This window comes from Chryseobacterium soli, from assembly GCF_000737705.1.
GTDB classification, from domain to species: Bacteria; Bacteroidota; Bacteroidia; order Flavobacteriales; family Weeksellaceae; genus Chryseobacterium; species Chryseobacterium soli.
In genome coordinates, this window is sequence record NZ_JPRH01000003.1 from 83133 (window position 1) to 106268 (window position 23136).

The following is a 23136-nucleotide window of genomic DNA, read 5'->3' on the forward strand; positions in this document are numbered from 1 at the left end:
TTTCAAACTGTTTTTGATATCACTATGGACAGAACAGATCAGTCTTCAATAGCTTCGATACCTTGTTGTTTCAATTTTTCAAGGTGCTCTTTCATTGTTTTGAGCTGTTCCTCGGAATGTCCTGTCCATTCGGTAACTTCTCCGATCACCTTAAAAGGATGCTGGGAACGATAAGATTTTGTGGGATTACCCGGAAATTTTTTGTCTGTTAAATTGGGATCATCTTCAATCGGACCTGTAGGTTCTACCATATAAATTCGTTCTTTTCCCTCTCCGAAGGCCAGTTCGGCGCCCCATGTTGCTGCTTCCAAAGTAGCAGAAAGATAGATGTATTTTGCTTTTCTCTTGGTGCCATAGTTGGAGCTGAAGCCAATTTCGATGAGGTCTCCGGTTTTGAGATCTGCTTTTGTACCGTGGTAGTAGATAGCATTTTCTTTGGATGTGGTGTTCATAGAGGTTTTTTTGTGATGTTGTATAAAGATAAAAACGGAATGAATCGTAATCTGGATCAATTATAGCCCGAAATGTCTGTTATGATCTGAATTTTCGGGATTAATGAGTGCTTTGTTGCAATAGGTGGCTGCTTCGATTTCATGGATGCTGACCGCGAAGAAAGAAATATCCGGAAACAAAGCAGTAACATTCGTGCAGATTTGTTTTGAAAGTATTGCCTTCTGTTCCGTACTGCGTCCTTCCATGATATAGCCGAAAATATGCAGGAAGCTATCCTTCTTATCCCCAAGCCTGTAATATTCATAGGGATGAAGCCTTACTTTAATATCATTGAGGGCAAATAATCCTGATGAATCGGCGGTTTCATACACCACGTTCATTATTTCTTCCGGCGTTCTCTGCTGAAGAATATTCTTTGAACATTCTATGATGAAATGAGGCATAACAATTTTTTATGATTTTTAGTTTATAAAAATAAATAAAATAATCATTTGATTTTGTTATTTCTCAGGATTAACAAGATCATATCGATCAGTGAATTAGCACGATTTGATCCTGAAATTCATTTGCAGTGACAACTCCCATAACAAACTGATATTGAAGTTGTTCAATTTTTTCGTTTTTCGTCAGCGGTCTGTTATAAATAGTTTCTATCATCTGATCCTCGTCGGGTAATGATTCCAGTATATGCGTTTTTTGTTGGAATGCTTTAAAGTATCTGATCCCAAATTTCCTTTGCGAAATGGCATTAAAATGAATATTGTCAGGATTAGCTGTTAAACCTTTAGCAGACACAAAGTAACAGTGATCATGATCTTCTGCAAATTTGATGAGTGCTTTATTGACTTCATGATACTCGCTAAAATATTGACCATACATACCATCTTGTAGAAAATCACCCAGTCCCCCAATGATGAGCGGAATGTCCGGTACATTAAGTTCTTCTCTCAGGGTTTTTATAATAAGGGCCAGTTTTTCTCCATACAGCCTGTATTTTTCCCCGTTGCTGTCATTTTCTCCCTGATGCCATAGAATTCCGCGCAGCGTGCTGATTTTTTGTGCAGCTTTTGCCTGAAGAACTGCATTCTGAAATAATGCGCCTTCTACCGACCAGTCTTCCAGACTTGTACCGCCATCCGCACATGGAATTAGTGCAATATCATCTTGCTGATTATGAAATAAACGCCATGAAGAAGCAAAGGTAGCTGCCAGACTGATTCCGGAAGTAGAACGGTCAGGATTAACAGGTTCTGCCATCATTTGCCATCTTCCGTTTCTCAGCATTTTAATTTTTTCGTCATAAATAGGAGGGACTTCCTTTAAAAAACCACGACCTGCCATATTAGACTGGCCAATCATTAAAAATGAGTGTATCATTGTACTTGTGTATGTATTATTTTCTTTATTCTTTTAGTGCTTTGCAAACCTTTGAGAAAGTAGTCCATACCATTTCATCGGTTAAAACAAAAGGTAATCCACTGATACTTTTTCCCTGTTGATGAAAACGTAATAAGGTATATAACGGAGAGAAAGCAATTGACCAGTAAATTTCAAACGGAACTTCAGCGATTTCTCCTCTCTGCACTGTATTGGAAATAAAACGTAAAAGATTGTTTTTGAACTCACTCATAAACATTCCCGGCTTTTCGTTAAACATTTCAGCAAATTGATGACTGTAATGAGAATTGTTGATCTGTTCAAAGAAAGGAAGCAGCAGAGGATTTTTGAGGGCATAATTATATCGGTTTTTCCATTGTACACGCAGTCCTTCTTCCAAAGAAGAATCAGGATCGAATCCTTTATTGATTTCAGTTTCCATTTTGTTGCCTTCCTCAATGACAAGCTTTACAATGAGATCATCCTTATCTTTATAATATACATAAGGAGTTCCTACAGAGATATTGCATGCTTTTGCCAATTTATTGATTGTAAAACCATTCAGCCCTTCTTTTACAATAATTTCAATAGCTTTCTGTTTAATACTGTTTTCTTTATTAAGATCTCTGTTTCTCATATTTATCTTATTATCAGATTAATATAATTAAATGAATGTTCATTTAATTATAAATGCAAATGTATATATTTTAATCAATACAAAGCAGGTTGGCGTTAAAAATTTTTATAAAATAAATGAATTTTCTTTGGACAGTTCCGGTTTTTTGTTGTCTTCTGGGTCTTCAATATATTTTTTTAACTCCGTTTTGTAATCCTCTGTTTTTTGCTAGCGTTAAGATAAAGGGCAAATTACATTTTTTCAAAATATTTACCCTTGAACTGGTAATGGATCTTCTTTTCCGTGATTTTTGAATTATCAAGGATTAAAGGAATGCTGATGATCTTATTTTTTGGATCGTATTCAATATCATAATTGGTGATTTCATTATCCCTGTTAGAAGATGCGGTAAGATCAACTTCATAGCCGAGCTGATTTTTAATTCCGCTTTGGGTTTTAATTAATTTCGCATTATGATTGAGTTTTGCTTCATCAATGGAAAAAACTTTGATGCTGTGATAGCTGAGTCCTGAACTCAAAATAGCCGTGTTTTGAGCGAGATAATATTTTTTGTTTTGAGACAGTATATCATTGATCTGATGATAAAAAGACTGGCCATCACCTTCATTTTCGGTTTCTGTAGCTTCAGAATAGACTTTCTTATCCCCTTCATACTGGAAAACATTTTTAAAATCATGCATGGTTCCGCCCGTCCAGCTATCCCATGAATAAATCCTGAATTTCCCATCCTCAGAAGTCGTAATGATTAATCCGTTTTTTTTGAGTGCATTAAAATCATAATGTAAGGTCTCACGATTTGAGGCGGTATATTGCAGCAGCAGCTTTTCAAATTGGGTATTAGCTGTCTCAAGAGTATCATAATAATCTGGATTGCTTTGATTTTCAGGATTTATTTTCTGAAAAACAGCATTTAATTTTTTTTCAATTTCAGGTAATTTTTGCGCGAACGTATAATGGGTGGTTAGCAAAAACAGTACGATTACAAGTATTTTTTTCATTGATGTGATGTTGAGTGATTGTATTTTATTTCGCTTAAATAGAGCTTGATGAATCATTATGAATTACCTTTTTTACTTTTTAACTGAAAGACGTTTCCTTCCGGATCTGTTCCGTCACACAGCCAAAAATCATAATTGTCAAATGTTTTTATTGCTCTCATCTGGATGTTTCTGGATACAAATTCATTTCTTGCAGATTCTATATCCACATCAATTTCAAAAACAAGCTTTGTATTGTTATCAAATAGGTGTCCTTCTTCTATTTTTTCAAGGTACGAATCACTTATTGTATGCAATCCAATCTGTATCGCTCCTGCATTCAGAAGAACCCAAACCGTATCTTCTTCCATTACCTCTAAACGAAAGTTTTCGACATAGAAATTTTTAAGCAATTCAACATTTTTAACGTATAAAATGATGGTGTCAAAAGTTGCCTTCATGAATGGGTTTTAATAAAAGTAAAGATAAGAAAAGTCGCTCTATTAGTATTTTTAAAATAAAGGTTCTCCATTGAGATCCGTTGTCAGCACTTCACTCATATAATCGAAAAAAGGACGCATGGCCAATAAGGTAAGAAGGGCTTCTTTCTGAAAATTATCCGATAAAACTTCTTTATCCGTAAATTTCCGCATCACGACATATTGCTTTTTTCTGATGAGATCAATGGCGGGATGATTTTTATCGAAACCTCGCGGAGCCGTTTTTACTGCTTCACCTTCAATATTTCCAAAATATTTTTTGAAAGTTGTATCAGATGTAATCTTATCTATTGCTGTTGTATTAAGTTCGAATTCTTTACGGATACGGAGTAAATCTTTGGTATCAGGACCCCAGAATCCACCTCCCACAAAACTGTTGTTGGGTTCCAGCTGAATATAATATCCACCTCTTAACATCGGTTTTGAGCGGGAATAGCCAACACCGAAATTATTTTTATAGGGCGTTTGATCTTTGGAAAAACGAACATCTCTATAAATTCTATATATGTGAATGCCTTTCAGATTATCATATTCCTGAAGTTCAGTATAGATCTGATCAAAAAAAGCTTTGTTTTCTTTCACTATCAAATCATATTCTGATTTGTGCTGGGCAAACCATTCCCGATTGTTATTTTTTTCCAGGTGTTTAAGAAATTCAAGTGCTTTCTTCATGTTGTTGTATGAGTTTTAAAAGAAGTCATATAAACTTTAGGGTTTATTTTTAAAATGAAATTAAAAGTCTGAATGCAGGTGGAATAATGCTTTTATTTGATATTGTTCAGCTGTTCATCGTAAAGACCTATCAGCAAGCTGTTTCCGTTTTCATCGATTTTTACGCCGCCGTATTTAGCCTTTTCATATTTTTTAGCTTGTCCTTCCTGAAAGAAGAAAGATTCTGCTCCTATATTGATATTCCATTCGTTGGGAGCAGTGTATTTAATGACATATTCACCCTTATTCAAAGGTGTTTTTTCTTGTTGGAATCTTATTCTTTCCGCAATGCCTTTATCATCAAGACGTACAACACAATATCCTCGTTTAGGAAGGTATTTTGAATAGATGTTTTCTGATATGCTGTACCGTAAATTCATATAATCGCCCTGCATCAAAGAACGGGGATCAACTGGAGCCAGCTGTAAAAGAACCAATTGTCCGCTTTTTAAGAGTTCTTCCTTTTTAGCAACGGAATAATTGAAATACACCAGCAAAATAACAAGGTTCAGCAGCATGATAATCCATTTATACTTTTTCATTGGTTGTCAGTTTTTTACGGGTTAATAAATAAAGCCCCAGAAATAAAATTCCAGACGAAAATAAAAGTATGGATTTGGTCAGCAGGGTAAAATGAAGATCGTAATAATATCGTGAAACAAAATAAATAAATGCCATAATACCAATGGCCAGACTTGTTTTGTAATTCACTAAAAAGCTCAACAGAATAATTAAAATAGCTCCGGATATGGCAGGAGACAGGAGAGTAGGTAGTAACAGGGCCATCGTCACGATATAAATCCCTGCCTTTTGTGAGGTTTGGGAAATATTCAATACTTCAAAAAGATGGGAAAGAACATACATAATGGTTAGGATAATCACGACGGAGGATATCCAAATATAATTCCCGGATACCTCAATAAAATCATTACCAAGAAAAACCAGTCCTGCAAGGAATGAAAAAATCAGTCCGATACGAACCGGATTGTACAGTTTTGAAAAGGCGGGATGCAGCGTAATGATTTTGGCTTCTTTCAGGAAAAAGGCTGTAACCATAATAGCCAGAAAAGAAGTATAAAGATGAATCAGCTCAGAATTATGATTCGATATAATTAGCGTTAGAATACATCCACTGATCATTAATACAGCGATGAAGGCAATGATATAGCTCCGGACAATCACTAATGAAACCGATGCAATGAGAATGCAAATAAGGCTCACTGTATTTTCAGTCATTTCCATTTTAAATAAACCCAGTGTCAGAAGGACAAATCCAATAATATAAGAAGAAACACTTAAGGTATCAAAGATGGTGGTATTGTAGATGGTATTGATGAATATTCCTCCTGCGATTAAAAGGATTCCCAATATCAGTAACCCTCCAGTTGAATCATACAATCCTGTGATGAACAGAAAGCCCAAAAAAGCAAGACTGGCTAAAATACCTCCAAAAATGGAAAGAATTTTTACTGCTAAAGACTGATGGTCATCATTTTTTTCATAGGCAGCGAAGATGGCATCTTCATCAAACTTTAGATCTTTATTTTCTGTAGTCCGGAAATAATTCAGCAGTTCTTTTATTTCTTCTTTATTTCTCATGGTTCCATTTTTTTGAAGGTTAATCAGATTCATAATCACCAACGTAACACTTACGATGATAAACAGGCTGACGAGTAAAAGCATGCTTCCGCCTTCTGATATTTTAAGAAGTACAGCTGAAATAATAATGATGATACTTAATGGAATTACCGAAAGATAAAATCCATTTTTCGATTGGATGCCGTGCCGGATTCCGAGTGCAAAAACCAGTGCAACGATTGGAAATAAGACCGGAAAAACAGGATCATATCCGTCAAGAATCCCGAAAATAATGCCCAGAGTCGCGAAGGTCACAGAACCTAAAGCCAGAATATAGATAAACCATTTAGGGACATTTTTAATTTTTTTATCCTTATCCAGAAAAATAAAAGTAAGAAGTATGGCTGTATTGAAAAGAAAAAGCAGTGTAATGACCAATGGTGCGGACCAATCTTTGGCGACCTGCTCTGTATATAGAAAAAACGTGGTGTTGAGTAACACAATATACAGCAGCCACAACGGTGCAAAGTTGGAAACTACGACCCATAATGTTATAAAAAGAGTCCAGGCTAAAAAGAAGTCATAAGCATTGGCGCCAGTCTGATAAATCTGTCCGAAAACTGCAAATAGGACTCCAACCAAACATGCAGAGCCTGTCAGAATGATATTTTTGGTCGTGCTGTTTATTTTAGGAAGTAAAACAATAATAGTCGTTGCAATGATGAGGATTTCTGTCAGTCCCAGTTTAGCAAATTTATTAAGATCTGCCCAATTATAGGCAAAAAAGAAAATAATTCCTGCCGTGGTAAACCCGATCCCCAGAGCGATGAAAAACAGGCGCAGGAATTTCTGCCACATCTCTTTATCATGGTAAATGTTTTCTTTCAGGGTCTTTTCTATGCCCTGTTCCGTCATATTGCTGTGGCGGCTGATGAGGTATAGGTCTTCTCGTTGGATTTTCATGGTGGTGTTTTTTACTAATGAAAGAATGAATGTTCAGTCATTAAATTTAGCTTTGAATAATTATCAAAAATGACTTTATGAAGAAAAGGTAATGATCTATTTTACCAATTTAAAGTTTCTAAAATTTTGCGTATTGGTTTTAGCTGTTGCGTCTTCTATATAAAATACCGGGTAATAGTCTTTAGTCGTATTCATCCATTCGTATTCAGGAGACATTAATGTAAATCCTTCCGTATCTTCATATAACCGCATCCCGCCGCTGCTGGTAACTTTAAAAGATGCTTTATCCTTTACTTGTAGAGGAACTGTACCGCAAAAAATGTTATTTTTATCTTTTACGTACGGGTATTTTATAATTTCAAAAGTTTTGGGATCTGCGAAAGCAATGGGTTGTCCTTTCAAAAAAACGGAATTTTTATCTTTATAGAATTCTTCTTCAATATGTACAAAAGTGTTAGGATCGGCTCCTTTAACAATCACTGAATCTTCATACACATGGTCTTTATCTTTACCCATAGTCTCCGATAAGAGTTTGAAACTGGAAGGATTCGCGCCTTTAATTTTCATACCATAGATAAAAACAGAATTTTTGTCTTTGCCATAATGCTTATCAATAGGCTCGAATGTAGCATCATCTGCATCATATACGGGTTTTGTCGACAACTGTAAATCCCCGCCAGCATAAAACTGGTAAATCCATTTTCCGTCTTTTTTCAGATATCCTGTTTTTGAACAGGAAGTTAAAACCATTAATGCGGCAATAAAAAGAAAAATAATTTTCATGTGTAGTACTGTGTTTTTTAATCCGTATAAATGAAAAAGGGATTTTATTAAGCTTCAATACAACTAAGCTACAAAAAATAAGATATACTGAAACAGTAGTTTTTTCTGAACAGAAAGCCTCAAATTTTTATTCTCTCATCATTTCGTTCATATAATTTTGTTTTTTGAAGTCCGTAGTTATTAATTCTAATGGTAGGAGTGTTTAATTGCCAATCTGGAAGATGATTATACAGCTCATTGGATAGCTTTTCGATTCCCGGTGTGTCTCCCCCGAGTTCATAACAACCTTTTTCAGTAATTATTTCCAAACCTGTTTCTCTTCTATGTTTTGAAATTGGAATACTAAATGAATATACTGAAATGATTTCATCCCATTTTATAAGTTCCAACGGGGTTTTCTGTTTATTATAAAATCCTGCATTTGTATATTGGAAGTCCCCATCATATTTCTCTAATTGATCGGCTTCTTTTTCAACAGAATCATAATCCTCTTTATCGCTGGGGAAATATATTTTTGCACCTGAAAAACAAATAGCAACGAAACATGCAAAAATAATAAGATAAGATATACCTTTACTTTCAAAAACAGGGTAATTAAAAAAAATAAGCACTACAATTATACAGCTTATTACAATTATTTTTTTCATTCAAAATCTATGTTTATAATACTATTTTCAATAGTAAAATCGTGAGACTGCAAATATTACATTAGTCTCAACCCAATATTAGCGTAGGCATCCCTAGCAATAACTTATAGACCTAGTAAAAGATCATGGAACCGGAACCCCTGCACTTTCTGACCAAAGCGCAAACCAATCCTGCAATTCCATATTGACTGTTGTGGCCTTCATCAGGTTGGCCAGTCTGGACGGATCAGCGGTACCGCAAACCGGTAAAATTCCAGAAGGATGTTTTAGAATCCATGCCAGAAGGATAATATCAGCAGGAACTTCATATTTTACTGAGAAATCGGTCAGCATCTTTTTCAAACGCTGCGTTTGATCGTCATCCTGTTTAAAGACGGTTCCCAATGGTGACCAGCACATCGGTGTAATATTTCGAGCCTGCATATGATCTAAACTTCCCTTGGTCATCGCTTCAAAATCGGTAATAGAAAAACTGATTTGATTATAATTGATTTTGATTTTTGTCTCAATCAGATCCGTTTGTAATGGAGTAAAATTAGAAACACCAAAATCCAGGATTTTTCCATCCTGTTTGAGCTTTCCGATGGCTTCTGCAATTTCATCAGCTCTCATTAACGGGCTGGGACGATGCAGTAACAGTAAATCTAAATAATCCGTTTGCAGGTTTCTCAATGACTGTTCCACGGACTCAATGATATATGAAGTAGAATAATCGTAATGTTTTACAAAATTATTTCTTTTGTCGGATTCCATCTGAATGCCACACTTGGAGATAAGCTGTATTGTACTGCGGTCTATTTTGCTTTCGTTAAAAGCTTTTCCAAAAGCGGCTTCCGTAGTATAGTCTCCGTAAATATCTGCATGGTCAAACGTTGTGATGCTGTTTTCCAGGCAGCAGTGCATCAGTTCAATCATCTGCTGCGTGTTGCAGTTTTTACCCCAAACTCCCCAGGTCATGGTACCGGCAATAATTTTCGAAAATGGTGTTGTATTCATCTTTTTTATCCTCTTTATCTGAACATTTCTTTTAGCGTATCAAGATAGGAGAATTTTTGGTATCATGGATATTTGCATTTGGTTATATCTGATTTTACCACCCCTCCTTTTCAATGATAAAACCATGAGACTGCAGGTATTCATCAAGATCTACATCAAAAGGAATCACATAATTATTATCAAGATCAAACATGCCGCTTTCCCCGTCTGAAGATTCTAAAAATCCGAGCATTTTAGATTGTGTTTTTTCTTTGACATTTTTCCAGCTGCTCATTAGGAAATCACTTTCCAAACCAAATTGGTTTTCCCAATAATTGGCATAATCCAATTGACCGTCTTCATCCAGATAGGCAGAATAATCGATCGCATTTTCATCCAATACTTTTTTGCATAATTCCTGAACATCCATAGGAGAGTAATCTTCCAGTGAATGCTCTTTCAAATGAAGTTCTGCGATCTGAACGGTTTTATCGGTAGAGTAGTATTCATAATTAGGCAACGCAAATAAAGCACTTAAAGGGCTTGAAGCATAATAATACAAACTGATCACTTCAATTTTTTTATCATCCTCCCTGAATTTGTATTTTGAGCTCAGAACATCCACCAGGAAATCCGTAACTGCTTTTTCTCTGGGAAGTAGAAAAGTGTCTGTAAAAGCTTCATCAATTTTTTGTTCTATTTTCTTCATGTTCTATTCACTTTTTGTGGGGGTAAAAATAAAGAAAACCATTCTGAAAAAGTAGAACGGTTCCATGTATTCTTTTATAGTCTGTCATTTCTTTATGACTGATAGCAGCAGTCGTTTTAGCGTTCGTTAATTATGTCAAATGGTGTTGTGAAAGAACCCATATTTTTCAAATATTTTTTGTCTTCTTCCGTTAATTCATTGGTTCCAAGTCCAATGTCTTCCCATACTTTTCCGTCTTGCCGTTTTAGAGCAAATTCAATGGCTTCAATTTTTGGTTTTTTGTTCAATCCTAACATAGTTAAGTCCATCAATTGTCCTTGTTTAATTTCTCCTTTTGTTATTTGTCCAAGTAGAAAAAAATATCTGCCTGTTATTTGAAAAGAGGTTTCAAGTTTAAACTGTGCAACAGTTAAGTCGTGCCAATTATTTCCGCAATGTCTGCATTGTCTTGCGTATGGTGTTCTTGCCAGCTTGTTACATTTTGGACAATTGTTCAGAAAAACTTTTTCAGGTGTTTCCTGCATTATTCGCTGGGCAACATTTAATTCAAATTCTTCATATCCGTCTTTGAGGTACTCTTTTATGTCAGGTTGTTCACTAATCCAACCTCTGTCAACCATCATTTTTCTCATTTTTGGGTTGCCCTCAGTTTTATAAGTATACATCTGATATTTTAATGCCAGCTTTTCATCGTCTGTCATTAAATTGCTGAAATAATTTCTGATATAATTCGCTGTTTCTTTGTCCATGGTAGGTCTGTTGGTTACGAGTGCCACTAATGTTTCGGGGCTTTGCATTTGAGCGGGAAATCGAAGTGCAAAAGCTGAATTTATTGCTAAAGTTTAATTGAAACTGCTGTTGGATTTTGTTGATTATTCCTAAAATAAATTTTAGTTATATTCTAAAACATCGGCAATTAAAAACGATTTTCCTGATGGAATAACTTTGATATCTCGGTTATATTTTAGTTTGTTTTCTGTATCATAAATTGTTGTTTTAAACCAAAAAACTTTTTCATTTGTGCTAATCAAAGGGGCACACTTAATAACTTTTATCAAACCCCAATCTTGAGCAGAGATAAGGAAACCAACACTTTCTCCTGCGAATTTTGTCTGAAATTTTTTCTCCCATTTTTTCTTGAATTGCGCTGATGTCATTCCACCGTCTAAGTCTATTTGTAAGGCATCACTTTTGTACAATTCATAATCTTTTGTATAAATGCTTTTGCCTTCCCCATCAGCTTCCTCGTTAGTGTTTTCAGCTAATCCGTTATTACTGTTTAATTGATTTTCTATATTTTTAATGAGCCAATTTTTAGCTTCCAATATTTTGTTAGGTGTTTGAGACTTATTTTTCTGTGCGTTACAAAAAGTTATTGTCATCAAAAATAACAGTAAAAAGATTGATTTTTTCATAGTATTTTATTTCATTTGTTCGATGTATGATATGGTTTGACATTGCATACAACGATTTTTGGTATTGCCGAAGATCGCGATTAAATAGCAGGACAATTGATAAATTTACAAAAGTTTCCTAAATGCACAAATGCTAATTTTGTACTTCAGCCCGCTTGATGCAAAGCTCATGTTGTGCATTCGGTTTATTTCCCCAATTTTTGATCCAATGTAAGTATTCCGTTTTGTATTTATTGTCGTTTAGTTGCTCAATTATATTTTTCAGTTCTGTTTTCGTCAACTTTTTTATTTATATAATTCTCTTTCAATAAAATTATTACTCTTTTTTAAAGTTTCTGCTGCTATTTGTTCTTTTCGTCTAATTAAATCTTGTTTTGTTAATGGGCTTCCATTGGCATCAGAAAATATGGTTTCTGACATTTCTGAAGAACTGTGAATGATTTTTATGTTCTTTGCAGGGTCTTTTTTATATTCATTCCAGAGTTGATTAAATTTTTCATTGGTCAGAAAAATTTCTTTCATTTTCGAATCCATCAATAAAGGTTCATCATTGAGTTTTTTACTTCCAATCAGGTTGAAAACATGATCTCCTTTTTCGTCTCCGATATTCAAAATTAAACCCGGTAGACCACAGAATTTATAAGGCCCGTCCTGTATTTGAATATCATTGGTGAACCAGGCAATCCAATTTCTTCCACCAAAAGTGGTGGTTGCTTTTTGAACTTTAAAACCTTCAATGATTTTGGTTTCAGGAAAAATAGTCCAGTTTATTTTATGATTTTCTTTTAAAGCGACGTTGCTGGCGTTGAGAGAAGTATGGTAAATGTTTTCTAAATTAGGATAGGATTTAGAAATCCGAAAATTAACTTTGGCTCTTTTAATTTTTCTCATATCAAAGACAACAGACTGAGAAGCTTTTCCTTTTTCAATTTCTGCTTTAAAAAGGGAATCTCGGGTGATCAGTAAAGCACTGTAGAAGTTGGAACCTTCTTTTGTAATGTCAAGATTCATGATTTCTTTTTCAACGTTTTCTTTGTGTAAAGAATCCATTTTAAAAGAATATTCATAGATAAATCTTTGATTTTGAGCAAACACTAAAGAAGAAGCGAAAATGAAAATTAAAAGGATACTCAATTTTCTCATTTTTTGATTAGTTTTTTTAATGTACTTTGTGTTGAAATGACAGCTAACGTTCAAATTTAATCATATTTAAATGCTAATTATTTGATTCTATTAAGTTCTTTCGCAGCGTGCAAGCCTCCAATGGCTTCTAAAACTTCGTCTTGATTCTGTTTGTCGGACCAACCTTTTTTAGAAAGCTCACTTCTAACCTCTTGTTCTGATTTTTCTTTTACTACATGATAATAGGCGAAGTCAACGACTTCAATGGGAACTCTTTCAATGATATATTTGGTGAGTACAGCAATTATTCTTAAATAAACAAAAAAGCCCGTTAGCCCAAGCTGTAAAAGCCAACTAATTATCCACCCAATCCAGCCTAAATTAATTTTGTTGACAATAAAACCATGCGAAAATCTTATCTGTAAAAAATTCAAAAATCCAATTCTTTCCAGATTATTTGTATTCAGAATGAGTTCATATTGAAAGTATTGGTTTAATACATAAATCAATATAATCATTGCTCCCAACAGATATTGCAATTTGTTAACATCTGTATAATTTGAAAACTTAATTAAATATTTCATCACAAAAGTAATAGCCGTTGCCACCAAAAACTCAAACAGCATAATAATGTATATTCCTTTTAGAGAAAGGAATGCTAAGATAAAACCGAGAATTAGCGAGAGGCATAAGCCTCCAATAATAGGTAGTGTAATATCGGGAACTTTTGTAGGTGTTGGCTTTGGCAACGTTTCAGGAATGATATAATAATCCCAATTGTTTCTTCTTTCTATTTCATTTTCAAGCTCTTGAAGAGATTGTTTGTCAAAAGTTTTTAAGACTTCCTGATAGGCATAAATGAATAGCTTTACTCTTTTAGAGTTTTTCCCGGCATCCCAGGTTTCGTTACCTAAGGATTCACTTTTTACCAAAACAGTCCCATTTTTATATGTGGCTGTAATGATTTCTGTCCAGCGTGGACTTATCCAGCCTGCTTCTTTACGCTTTGCTTCTATATGATGATCATCTTTATAAATCAGGTCCCAATCCAACTTCTCAAATGTTTTCTCTGCAATACCTATAAAAAGTGTTTTATTGACAGATGTTTTGAATTCTTCTTTATATTTTGGGGTGAAATTGATGCTGTGTTTTTTCTTGATTGTTCTTTCGAAATTTTTAAAACTTTCTTCCATTGCTAGTGTTGAGGTCCGATTATTAGGGTGATTTTTTTGTTTGCAAATGTAATAAAATAGTTGTTTCATTTTCCTCACCAACAAACTTAAGAAAGATGTTATTTTTCTGATAATAAGTTAAGGTGGTTGTATGCTTCCGACGAAGAACGAATCTCGTTCATAGATTAGATTCTTCATTTCACTTCGCAAATGCGTGAAACTGCTGTTATTGGTTCGGGCGTTTATTTTTTGAGATTAAAATTCTAATATCTACATATAAGTAAACACAAGCAGCCACAATTTCTCCAATTCCACGCAATTTATCTTTCGGAGTCGTTGGAGAATTGGTCAGTGTATAAAATCCAAGCCAAATGAGGAATACACAAAATAAATAAGCAAAAACTCGGACAATGGTTTTTTTTAAGGTCCATGCGCTGTTTTCTTTTTCTGAATTTTGCATTTATTGATATTTGGGTAGTTAATTTATTTCGATACATTCGTTAAAGTCTACATACAGTCTTGAATTGTCTATTTTATGTTCGTGTGTCAATTTACGCAAGGTTTGTTTAGATTTTGCCACCAACATCCAAATTTACGGATTGAGTACCTATTAAATATATATAAAAGGTAGTAATGCTGCATATTTCTATTTCGAGTTACATTACCACCCCTGTTTCTTATCAATCACAACCGACGGAAGTTAAAAATATATGTGGTTGTCATAAAATGCTCCTGTAGTTACAAACACTATTGGTTGGAATAAAATACGCTGTACGGAAGTCTCGCGCAAGTTGGTGGAGACCACCGGAGGGCTCCGGTAGTTACAAACACTAGTGGTTGGAATAAAATATGCAGTACGGAAGTCTCGTGCAAGTTGGAGACCACCGGAGGACTCTGGTAGTTACAACCAATAGTGTTTTTTTCTATAAATGAATTTATTTGCAATTATTAAAACGAGAGAACTAATCTTGATATTCATGTTTGAAAGCTTATAATTATCTTATAATTTTAACCTGTTGTAAAATTCCTTTCTCATTTTTAAAACTAAAAATATAAGTTCCTTTTTGTACGTTTGATAAATCTATATTTTTATTGTAATAGGCAAAACCCCTGCTAATTAGTTTTCCATCCATTGATAAGATAGTGTATTCAAACTGATTACTGTTATTTTTATTACTGATGACAAAACCGTCTCTGGATGCGTTGGTATAAACCTTTGTTTTAATCACTTGATCTTCATTGGCTGCATTTGCAGAGAGTACACTTTCGTTAATATCTGCCACTTGTATGCTTTTAACAGCTGAGCTGGTGAGAGATGTTGTACTTCCACCGATGATGTATAATTTATTGTTATATACTTCCGCTGCAGCATGTCTTCTGGGAATCATATTGGATGATAACTGATGTAATTTATTAGTTGTCGTATCAAAATAGGCCAGAAAAGATTGATTGTTAAAACCGCCTACAATAAAAATCTTATTATCGGATACCGCTAATGCGTGTCCGGATATACCAGCAGGCATCGTATATTGATCAATCCAAAGATTAGTTTTGAGATCATAAACATTGATCAAACGAGATGGGGTACCATTAAAGCCACCAATTACATACAGCTTATCATTAACAATTTTACCCTTTGTTTCTCTGGCTGTGGGCATATTGGGTAATGGATTCCATGTATTGGAAGCAATATCATAATACTGGAATTTATTAGAAAATACTGTGGTTGCAGCTCCATTGAGTCCGCTGCCGCCAAACACATATATTTTGCCATTATAGATTGCTGAACCTGAATTTCCTGTATAGGAACGATTAACAACCCCCTTCGTTATGGTATTGGTTGCAAGGTCTACAATTTCAAGATGGCTGTTTCCCCAACCGTTAAAAATATAAATTTTATTATTGTAAGTTTCGGAATTAGCAAATCTTTTGGGAAGCAGGGTAGAATTGAGGATACTCCAACGGTTGTCTGTAATACTATATTTCTCAACATATTTTGCATCACTTGCTTTTTCCTGGTAGCCATTGCTCACGTATATATTATCATTCACGATTACACTGGTTATGGCACCTCTGCCTACAGACATATTGGCGAGATTTTTAAATTGAAGTGTTTGTGCATGAGCTAACCATGAACTCAACAATGAAAGGAGTAATAATTTTGTTTTCATTGGTATTAAGATTTAGTGTTTGGTTTCCTTGATTTTCTGTTAAAAATTTGGAATTCTTTTAGCACCGAATATCAATAGAACATTGAAGTTCAAATATAGGAAAAAAGTGTAAGCGAATTTTTTTGTTGACTTTTTTAAAGCTCCAAACATAAGATGTTTTTTGTAAAAAACTTTGCTCTCCAACGTCTTCAGATTTCGGATTCATTTGACTGGCGTAAAGTTGGGAGACGTTGCAGAGCTGTGTTATCTTTATTTCTTTCCTCTCCTTTCAAGAATAAGGTGCGCTGCATCCAGCATTTTAATCAGATAAATGTAGGGATTCATGATATTCCTTTCCGGAAGATGGTCATAAATTCCCAGTGAGAAATAGACCATTCCGGACATAAAATAATCAAATTCCTTGATGCTGTATTCTTTGAATGCTTTTTTAAAGACCAGCAGAGGGTTTTGGTATTCTTTTTCCGAAAGTAAGCCAAGAACCAAAGGAGAAACATGTTCCAACTGAGTATTGACGCCCCATTTCTTTTCCTTCAGCGTGATGAGATAGCCTGCACGGACAAACGACTGCATCGACTGCCGAAAGTGAAAGAGAACGGACGGATCTTCCTTGATCCAGCTATTGCTTTTTACCGCGTGGTTCATAATGCTGTGTAATGTTCTTTTAGAGGCGTCCAGATCGTTGAACTGAAAAAAGGTTTCCATCAGCTGAAGCCCGGAGCGCTTTCTGCTGTCTGCCCAAAGATGGGTTTCAAAGTCTGTTTTAATTTTTTTCATGTGTGTGTATGTTTTTATAGGTGAGAGAATATATGTGATTTACAATGCTTTTTTCTTAACCATTAAGAGCTTTTAAGGGTTTAAGAATCATTAAGATCATAGCTGAAGCTATGGATGAAGCGAGCTGCTTGTTTCATCTTTGTTGGAGCTTAACTCGTCAATCTCTTCATTTCCTTAATGGTTTATACTTTTCTACTAAATGTTTACTGCCTGTAAAGGAGGAAGTCTGGGCAATGCTGAACTTCCTGCCCATACAAGACAAAAAATAAAGGGTATTGTATACAATTTTACACCCTCCTGTCATTCCGACGAAGGAGGAATCTCATTGATAGATTAGATTCTTCATTTCACTTCGTTACATTCTGAATGACAGTAAGCAGACCATACAGTCTGGTGCAACATTGTATATTCTTACCAAAAAAATATGATAGAATTTGTGTTTTATAAAAGCCCGAAAGCCGCAATGGATTGTACACGCCATTGTAACATATCATGATACTGTATGTGGTAAAGCTGGCTTAGAAAAAGATGATTGTAGAAAAGCAGAACAGCATGAAAATAAAAACGGCATGGGACTCTACAATATCTGTAATAGAGGTACTGGTATACCGTGCAACAGATAAGAGAGCCCACGCCTAGGTCGTGAGCTTCATACTTATCATCTTGTTGCATTAAAAATTACCAGTTTTCTATTACAAGATTCTAAGCAATAGCTTCTATATTTCTTTGAAGTATCGCAAAATTACATCTTCAGATGTAATCTATTGACAAATATAATAAATTTTCTGATATATGGTAATATATTACCATGAAATATTTGATTGAAATTCTAAAATTGCTATTAATTATAAATTAATGGATAGCAAAGACGTTTTAAAATTGTATATGCAAAGTTTTTCTGAACATCTCAAGGAGATAAGAAAGGAAAAATATACTTCTATGGATGCCGTTGCACAAAATTCGGTTTTCGATTCCAGTAACTATAACAAATATGAAAATGGTAAAGGAAATCCGACTATTGAAACTATCCTTAAAATGGCTTCAGCATTCAAAATCCCTCCTAAGGAACTATTTGATTTTGAATTCGATATAGAAAAATATAAAATTGATGAATAAATCCCGACGAAAGTTGGGTTTTATCTTTATTAATCTATCCCGTAATGGAGAATGTATCGGTGAAAAAGGAGAGGGTTTTCAATTCAGATTTTATCCCGTTATTTGTTAATACACTGTTATCTATATTATTTATCAACTTTTTCAAAATCATTGTTCATATTTTTTAACATTTCTTCAAAAACTTCTTTTTTCGCTTTAGGGAGTTTCTCAATTGTCTCAAAGTCTAAATTTAGTTCAGGTATATTTGGTAAATTAACTGGAATTTTGACAAGATTATTTTGATAGTTTTCAGTAAGAGCATCACCTAATTTCAACAATTTATTATCAACATTTTTATCAAAATAAATAGATGCGATTTCCATTTTTGAGGATACCTTATATAAATCTTTATGATACTGAATCATAAGATTAATTAGTTTTTCTATATCATCTGAATTATTTGAATATTTAACAGAATTGTTTAATATTTTAATTTCCTTTGCTTGAACTTCAAGCTGTAGTATACCGTCACTAATATCTTCCATTAGTTTTAGCCTTACATTATTTGTGCTTTGAATATTCTCTATGTTATGTCTTATTGTCCAATAGTCTTGTTCATTGGATAATTGATTTTTTTTGTAATAAATATTGTGTAGAAGCTGTCAGTATAGCGGTTGCAATAGAAGTAATAATAATTGTTTTTAAATTTGACTTTTCTATTTTCACATTTTCTTTAACTTCTTTTCTTGATTCTGTAGTATAGTTATAGTTCATTAGCGGTAGGTTTGGAAAATATTATGTATAACGGAAGAGAATTGGAGAAGTGTGGGAATACAAAGAATTTTAGTTCAAAAAGAACTGTATGTTGTAACTGCTTTTGAGTACTCCTAACTTACAAAAAAAATGCAGAATTGAAAACATGAGAGGAATAAAGTATCTGCTTTTCACTTTGGTGCTTCTTCTTGCATTTAGCCAATACGATGTATACGCAGTTTTTATTTGTCTTTTGTTAATTTTTCCAGTTCTTCTTTATATATCAGCTTATTCAGAGATTGGCTTAGTGTAAAAATATTTACAATGTTATAAACAATTAATATAAAGCTATAATTAGTTAAAAGCATAAGGATTAGTAAATTTATAGCATTAAATATTTCTACTAATTTGCATTCGATTTCAAATTGAATTTCAGTAGTAAGCTTTACAATTAGAAAATAACAAACAGTAAATAACAATACTAAGATTGCCAAAGCAAATAATGCTATTGCTTGTTGATAAACTGAAAATTTGGGAAGTTTATTATCATTTCCAATTTGTTCAGTACGAATTTTTAGACTATAAAATTTTTCAATTGTAGATTTGAAGACTCCATAATTTAAAAAACCAACAACTAAAGAATATGCGGTCATTGTAAATCCACAAAATGTTATAAATGCAGGTGAAAATGTAGTAACATAAATTTTTAATAGATCAAAGTACTCTCTGTCTGTTGTAGAATCCTTTACAAAAAAGAATAAAACATTAATACAAATAATTAACAATCCAGAAACTATATATACAGGTTTTTTGTATAATTTTCTATCCCAAATTATACTGAATAAACCTTTAAAAGAATTTTCAAATTCTTCTTTTTTATTTATAGTCTCCATTTTTTTAATGAATCTTGTAAAATGGAAATTAGTGGATTAATTTCTTTTTTAACTTTAATTTTAAAATTCTCAAATTCATTTTTTGTATTTATAACCACCTTGTTATCAAAAGAATTTGTTCCAGTTGCTTTTAGAGTGCCATTTTCTTTACTTAATTCAATTCCTCCTTTTATTAACTTAGAATCTAAATTTAAAGATTCCTTTTTTTCAGAATCAAATTCAGCTTTGTATTTATTTACATTTGATTCTTTTAATAAAGCATCCATAAATAATTTTTCATCATCTCCTAAATCATCATTAGTATAACTAATTTCTAATTGAAGTTTGTCTAACGTTTTGAAAGAGAATATTTTTTCAATTTCGTCTACACTTTTTGCGATATCTATATTGAAGTAACGTTCACTTTCATAAATTTTAAGTAAAGCTTCATTAAAAAATAATTCAACTTGTTTCGGAGTCGCTTTTGAATTTATTGGAAGTAATATTCTATGGATTGCTGGTATGAAATAAAAAGATATTTCGTATGCATTTGGTTTTACAACAGCATTGGGGTTACCTGGTTTTATTTCTTTAAGTTTAGTATCATAATGTTTGTCTTTTTCATCTTCAATTTTATACTTAATAAATTCACATTCATAAATTTCATAACTCTTATGCTTAAGTTCATCAAATTCACTACCTAGTAATGATTTACTAATTGGGTTTTTAAAAATTTTCTTTAAAACTAACCCATTCTTATTTCCAATTTTAGCATAAAAATCTGTAAAATTAAAAATTTGATTAATCATTTGAGAATATAAAGCCTGTTTATTTTCCTCTTTTGAGTGAATTTTAATATTAATAATGTTGAATTGTTCTTCAGTGTAATTTTTCTTAATTAGTGACATGGTATTAATTTATTGCAAAATAATAAAATTTTATGATATTGATGTTTTTGGAAAATTGTTTATAACAACAAGATTTATACATTGAGCTAATGTTGTTTTGGTTTTAGCTATCTATTTGTTAATCATCAAATATAAAATATAAATATATTATTTCCTTACGGGAAACCGTATTTCAAACAAAAAACTGCCCTGCTACCGCATTCTATGATAAAAACCAATAAAAATTTGTTAAAATTATGTTGCAAATTTATAAGTATTTACAAAAGCTTCGTTTCTTCCTATAACGGCAAATGCACGACTTATAATTTTACACTTTACATTGTTTATAACCAGAAGGGAATGTTTTCCTTCCTGTTTTTTTCTCTCATAGTAAGTTTTCATTTCTGCATCGTGTCGAATTGCTGAAAGGGCAGCCAAATGTAGAATAGATTTCATTTTTTTATCTGCAAAGTGGCTTACCTTACTTTTTCCTTTGATGGATGTTCCTGAAGAATATTCAAAAGGTACAATTCCACAATAACAGGCAAATTTCCTCCAGTTTGCAAAACTTTTAAAACCTTTGGTTGCAAGCAAAAGATAAAGTGAGGTGACTTCTCCGATTCCAGGTACTGATATAAGTAATTTTTTCTTTTGCTTCAGCTCCTCATTATTACATATTATTTCTCTGATGGTTTTCTCAATTTCCGAAAGTGTTTTCTTTAAAAACAATAAAGTTTTCTTGTTGATCGTCTCGGTATGGCCATAGACTTTTTTAGGCAAAAAATCTTTATTTTCTATGGTAGAGCTAAAATCCTTAATCGCATCAACCAATTTTTCACGCTCTGCATACAATAATTTCAAACTCATTATATCAGAATCAGGAACTTCACTGAGTACAATTTTATCAATATTCCTAAGCGCATACATGGCAATATCTTTGGCATCTGATTTATCTGACTTACCACGGCATATACCTTTTGATTGTTTTATTTCAAGAGCTGAACAGTGTGAGAAATCTACTTCATATTCTGATAGAATGATACTTACGTTCATTGAATAAACACCAGTATTTTCAAAACAGAATAAACTTTCACTATTGGAAATTTTATGTTTTTTTAGTTTTCTGAAAAGTTCTTTTATTCCTTTCACATCATTAGTGATCTGTCCATTGATAACAAATTGTGCAGAAAAATTGGTAACGTAAAAATCCAATGTTTCTTTGGAAACATCAATTCCAATGTAATTTTTGTAATTTTTCATAACTTAGTATTGCATTAAACAAAAATGTTGAATTTCTTTAAAGCCTTTATTAGACCTCCAAGTCTATCATTCTATCTAAAGCCATTCAACGAGATTCAAGGAGAAAGCAGAGGACTAATGCGGCAGAAAAGTCTCAAACTTAGCACGATTCTTAGTTCACCTCTGTTTTCCTTTTAATAAATTTAGATTGTTTTTATCAATACAAAGTAAAGGCACGAATCCTTTCGTGTGGCATTTTTATTAATAATTACTTTTAGTAAACTACCTCATTTTATATCTTTACGTAAAACAAATTATAGATAGAGCAAAGAGGTTGATTATTCTGATGAAAAAGGACTTTGGATGAGATTGTAATTTTCAGAATGTTTAATTTATAGTTTTTTAACCACACGAAAGGATTCGTGCAGTAGCGTGGGGATGGAAGAAAGCCGCAGATATACAATGATGCTGGGGATGTGATGCATTGGGATTTTGATCCGGCTACCACTATTGAAGGATCCAGTTGGTTTAAAAATTCTGAGTATGCACCACGTTCAGGTTTTGCCGGAGCAACGATGCTTGCCGGAAGCGGTGGTGGAGATGGCTCTAATACCAAAGGAACACCAGGTAAAAATAGCACATGAAGTAGTATTAAGAGTTTCTTTAAAAGTCTTTTTGGAGGTGGTAAAAAAAGTTCAGGTAATTTTCAAGTTGGTCCTGTTGAAAGCATTGCTGCTCCTGACTATGATGAAGATGGGGTTAGATTATTTGGATTAATAACGGGAGCTCATTATAATCCAATGGAAGAGTATAGAGCTAAACGAGACAATCCTTTTGAGAATGAAGGAGAATCTAGATTAGACAGGTCTTTTAGGTTAATGAACAGCGGTCATATAGAAATAATGCATGATGAAGGAAGTGGTGGTGGATTAATGTATGGAGGTTTTGGTAGAGCAATAAAAGCTTTAGGGGCAATAGAAGAATCTGGTAGTAGTATATATCTAAGTTACTTTCTTCAACGAGTGAATTTGACCCTACAGTGACATTATTTAGAGGTACAACTGGATCTGAAAGTGGAAGTTCTTTATTATTTTTAACTGATGATGCAGTTGTAGCTTCAAGCTATATAAAAAATGGTGGACAATTGATGAAATATGATATTAGTAACTCAGGATTATATCAACTTAAATATACTGGGAAATTAGATATTTATAAAGGAATTAATCAAGGTTCAAATATAATTTCTACTGAATATAAATTTATGGGGAAAGATATTGTAAACGCTGTGAATAAACTAGCGACCCCCCACCCTTAAACTTTAAATAA

At 33.3% G+C, this 23136-nt stretch carries 29 protein-coding genes; 5 read left to right on the plus strand and 24 right to left on the minus strand.

Annotated features, from left to right (window positions below):
* Positions 1 to 38: 38 nt before the first annotated feature.
* The 20 genes from arr to IW15_RS07805 all read right to left on the minus strand — a co-directional run bounded on the left by arr (position 39) and on the right by IW15_RS07805 (position 16964).
* Positions 39 to 452 carry an NAD(+)--rifampin ADP-ribosyltransferase gene (arr, locus tag IW15_RS07705; RefSeq protein ID WP_034710413.1) on the minus strand — a complete coding sequence of 138 codons (414 nt, stop codon included), beginning with the start codon at positions 450 to 452 and terminating at the stop codon, positions 39 to 41.
* 60 nt (positions 453 to 512) lie between these two features.
* Positions 513 to 896: a 5-carboxymethyl-2-hydroxymuconate Delta-isomerase gene (locus tag IW15_RS07710; RefSeq protein ID WP_034710414.1), complete on the minus strand. Its 384-nt coding sequence runs from the start codon at positions 894 to 896 to the stop codon at positions 513 to 515.
* Between the two features lie 88 nt (positions 897 to 984).
* On the minus strand, positions 985 to 1830 hold the full coding sequence (locus IW15_RS07715) for a sialate O-acetylesterase (protein ID WP_034710415.1): 846 nt from the start codon (positions 1828 to 1830) through the stop codon (positions 985 to 987).
* 25 nt (positions 1831 to 1855) lie between these two features.
* A complete protein-coding gene (locus tag IW15_RS07720) occupies positions 1856 to 2467 on the minus strand; it encodes a TetR/AcrR family transcriptional regulator (protein WP_034710416.1) in 612 nt (203 codons plus the stop codon).
* A 230-nt stretch (positions 2468 to 2697) separates the two neighbouring features.
* Positions 2698 to 3465: a hypothetical protein gene (locus IW15_RS07725; RefSeq protein ID WP_034710417.1), complete on the minus strand. Its 768-nt coding sequence runs from the start codon at positions 3463 to 3465 to the stop codon at positions 2698 to 2700.
* A 56-nt stretch (positions 3466 to 3521) separates the two neighbouring features.
* A complete protein-coding gene (locus IW15_RS07730) occupies positions 3522 to 3905 on the minus strand; it encodes a VOC family protein (RefSeq protein WP_034710419.1) in 384 nt (127 codons plus the stop codon).
* 51 nt (positions 3906 to 3956) lie between these two features.
* Complete coding sequence (locus IW15_RS07735; RefSeq protein ID WP_034710420.1) at positions 3957 to 4616, minus strand: DUF2461 domain-containing protein; 660 nt, start codon at positions 4614 to 4616, stop codon at positions 3957 to 3959.
* Between the two features lie 92 nt (positions 4617 to 4708).
* Positions 4709 to 5197: a GDYXXLXY domain-containing protein gene (locus tag IW15_RS07740; RefSeq protein WP_034710421.1), complete on the minus strand. Its 489-nt coding sequence runs from the start codon at positions 5195 to 5197 to the stop codon at positions 4709 to 4711.
* A complete protein-coding gene (locus tag IW15_RS23000) occupies positions 5184 to 7196 on the minus strand; it encodes a DUF4401 domain-containing protein (protein ID WP_228384323.1) in 2013 nt (670 codons plus the stop codon). Before IW15_RS23000 ends, IW15_RS07740 begins: the two co-directional genes overlap by 14 nt.
* Before the next feature lie 96 nt (positions 7197 to 7292).
* Positions 7293 to 7979, minus strand: coding sequence for a DKNYY domain-containing protein (locus tag IW15_RS07755; protein WP_034710423.1), 687 nt, complete (start codon positions 7977 to 7979; stop codon positions 7293 to 7295).
* A gap of 119 nt (positions 7980 to 8098) precedes the next feature.
* A complete protein-coding gene (locus IW15_RS07760; RefSeq protein WP_034710424.1) occupies positions 8099 to 8626 on the minus strand; it encodes a hypothetical protein in 528 nt (175 codons plus the stop codon).
* 123 nt (positions 8627 to 8749) lie between these two features.
* Positions 8750 to 9622: an aldo/keto reductase gene (locus IW15_RS07765; RefSeq protein WP_034710425.1), complete on the minus strand. Its 873-nt coding sequence runs from the start codon at positions 9620 to 9622 to the stop codon at positions 8750 to 8752.
* Positions 9623 to 9716: 94 nt separating this feature from the next.
* Entirely contained in the window at positions 9717 to 10310 is a 594-nt protein-coding gene (locus IW15_RS07770; RefSeq protein ID WP_034710426.1) for a hypothetical protein, read from the minus strand.
* A gap of 116 nt (positions 10311 to 10426) precedes the next feature.
* A complete protein-coding gene (locus IW15_RS22940) occupies positions 10427 to 11059 on the minus strand; it encodes a hypothetical protein (RefSeq protein ID WP_185097417.1) in 633 nt (210 codons plus the stop codon).
* Positions 11060 to 11200: 141 nt separating this feature from the next.
* Positions 11201 to 11725 carry a hypothetical protein gene (locus IW15_RS07780; protein WP_131368522.1) on the minus strand — a complete coding sequence of 175 codons (525 nt, stop codon included), beginning with the start codon at positions 11723 to 11725 and terminating at the stop codon, positions 11201 to 11203.
* Between the two features lie 285 nt (positions 11726 to 12010).
* Complete coding sequence (locus IW15_RS07785; protein ID WP_051881849.1) at positions 12011 to 12868, minus strand: GLPGLI family protein; 858 nt, start codon at positions 12866 to 12868, stop codon at positions 12011 to 12013.
* Between the two features lie 77 nt (positions 12869 to 12945).
* Positions 12946 to 14040: a hypothetical protein gene (locus IW15_RS07790; RefSeq protein WP_034710427.1), complete on the minus strand. Its 1095-nt coding sequence runs from the start codon at positions 14038 to 14040 to the stop codon at positions 12946 to 12948.
* Positions 14041 to 14245: 205 nt separating this feature from the next.
* A complete protein-coding gene (locus tag IW15_RS07795) occupies positions 14246 to 14479 on the minus strand; it encodes a hypothetical protein (RefSeq protein ID WP_034710428.1) in 234 nt (77 codons plus the stop codon).
* Positions 14480 to 15014: 535 nt separating this feature from the next.
* Entirely contained in the window at positions 15015 to 16190 is a 1176-nt protein-coding gene (locus IW15_RS07800) for a T9SS C-terminal target domain-containing protein (protein ID WP_084681384.1), read from the minus strand.
* A 249-nt stretch (positions 16191 to 16439) separates the two neighbouring features.
* The gene (locus IW15_RS07805; protein WP_034710432.1) at positions 16440 to 16964 is read right to left on the minus strand and encodes a hypothetical protein; all 525 of its coding nucleotides are present in this window, start codon (positions 16962 to 16964) and stop codon (positions 16440 to 16442) included.
* 199 nt (positions 16965 to 17163) lie between these two features.
* Between IW15_RS07805 and IW15_RS22730 the strand changes: the two genes are divergently transcribed.
* Positions 17164 to 17301 carry a hypothetical protein gene (locus tag IW15_RS22730; RefSeq protein WP_165585169.1) on the plus strand — a complete coding sequence of 46 codons (138 nt, stop codon included), beginning with the start codon at positions 17164 to 17166 and terminating at the stop codon, positions 17299 to 17301.
* Positions 17302 to 17849: 548 nt separating this feature from the next.
* On the plus strand, positions 17850 to 18080 hold the full coding sequence (locus IW15_RS07810; protein ID WP_228384324.1) for a helix-turn-helix domain-containing protein: 231 nt from the start codon (positions 17850 to 17852) through the stop codon (positions 18078 to 18080).
* Between the two features lie 125 nt (positions 18081 to 18205).
* Here the strand turns inward: IW15_RS07810 and IW15_RS07815 are convergent, their stop codons facing one another.
* From IW15_RS07815 to IW15_RS07830, 4 genes are all read right to left on the minus strand, one after another.
* Positions 18206 to 18604, minus strand: a complete 399-nt coding sequence (locus tag IW15_RS07815) for a hypothetical protein (RefSeq protein ID WP_034710434.1) — start codon at positions 18602 to 18604, stop codon at positions 18206 to 18208.
* 450 nt (positions 18605 to 19054) lie between these two features.
* Complete coding sequence (locus IW15_RS07820) at positions 19055 to 19705, minus strand: hypothetical protein (protein WP_034710437.1); 651 nt, start codon at positions 19703 to 19705, stop codon at positions 19055 to 19057.
* The gene (locus IW15_RS07825) at positions 19693 to 20592 is read right to left on the minus strand and encodes a DUF4747 family protein (protein ID WP_034710439.1); all 900 of its coding nucleotides are present in this window, start codon (positions 20590 to 20592) and stop codon (positions 19693 to 19695) included. Before IW15_RS07825 ends, IW15_RS07820 begins: the two co-directional genes overlap by 13 nt.
* Before the next feature lie 234 nt (positions 20593 to 20826).
* Entirely contained in the window at positions 20827 to 21831 is a 1005-nt protein-coding gene (locus IW15_RS07830; RefSeq protein ID WP_051881851.1) for an IS110 family RNA-guided transposase, read from the minus strand.
* 455 nt (positions 21832 to 22286) lie between these two features.
* Here IW15_RS07830 and IW15_RS22735 point away from each other — a divergent pair, with 455 nt between their 5' ends.
* From IW15_RS22735 to IW15_RS07840, 3 genes are all read left to right on the plus strand, one after another.
* Complete coding sequence (locus tag IW15_RS22735; protein ID WP_165585170.1) at positions 22287 to 22454, plus strand: hypothetical protein; 168 nt, start codon at positions 22287 to 22289, stop codon at positions 22452 to 22454.
* 156 nt (positions 22455 to 22610) lie between these two features.
* Positions 22611 to 22853, plus strand: a complete 243-nt coding sequence (locus IW15_RS07835; RefSeq protein ID WP_034710441.1) for a hypothetical protein — start codon at positions 22611 to 22613, stop codon at positions 22851 to 22853.
* Positions 22850 to 23125, plus strand: a complete 276-nt coding sequence (locus IW15_RS07840) for a hypothetical protein (protein WP_034710443.1) — start codon at positions 22850 to 22852, stop codon at positions 23123 to 23125. The genes IW15_RS07835 and IW15_RS07840 overlap by 4 nt, the downstream gene beginning before the upstream one ends.
* Positions 23126 to 23136: the final 11 nt, after the last annotated feature.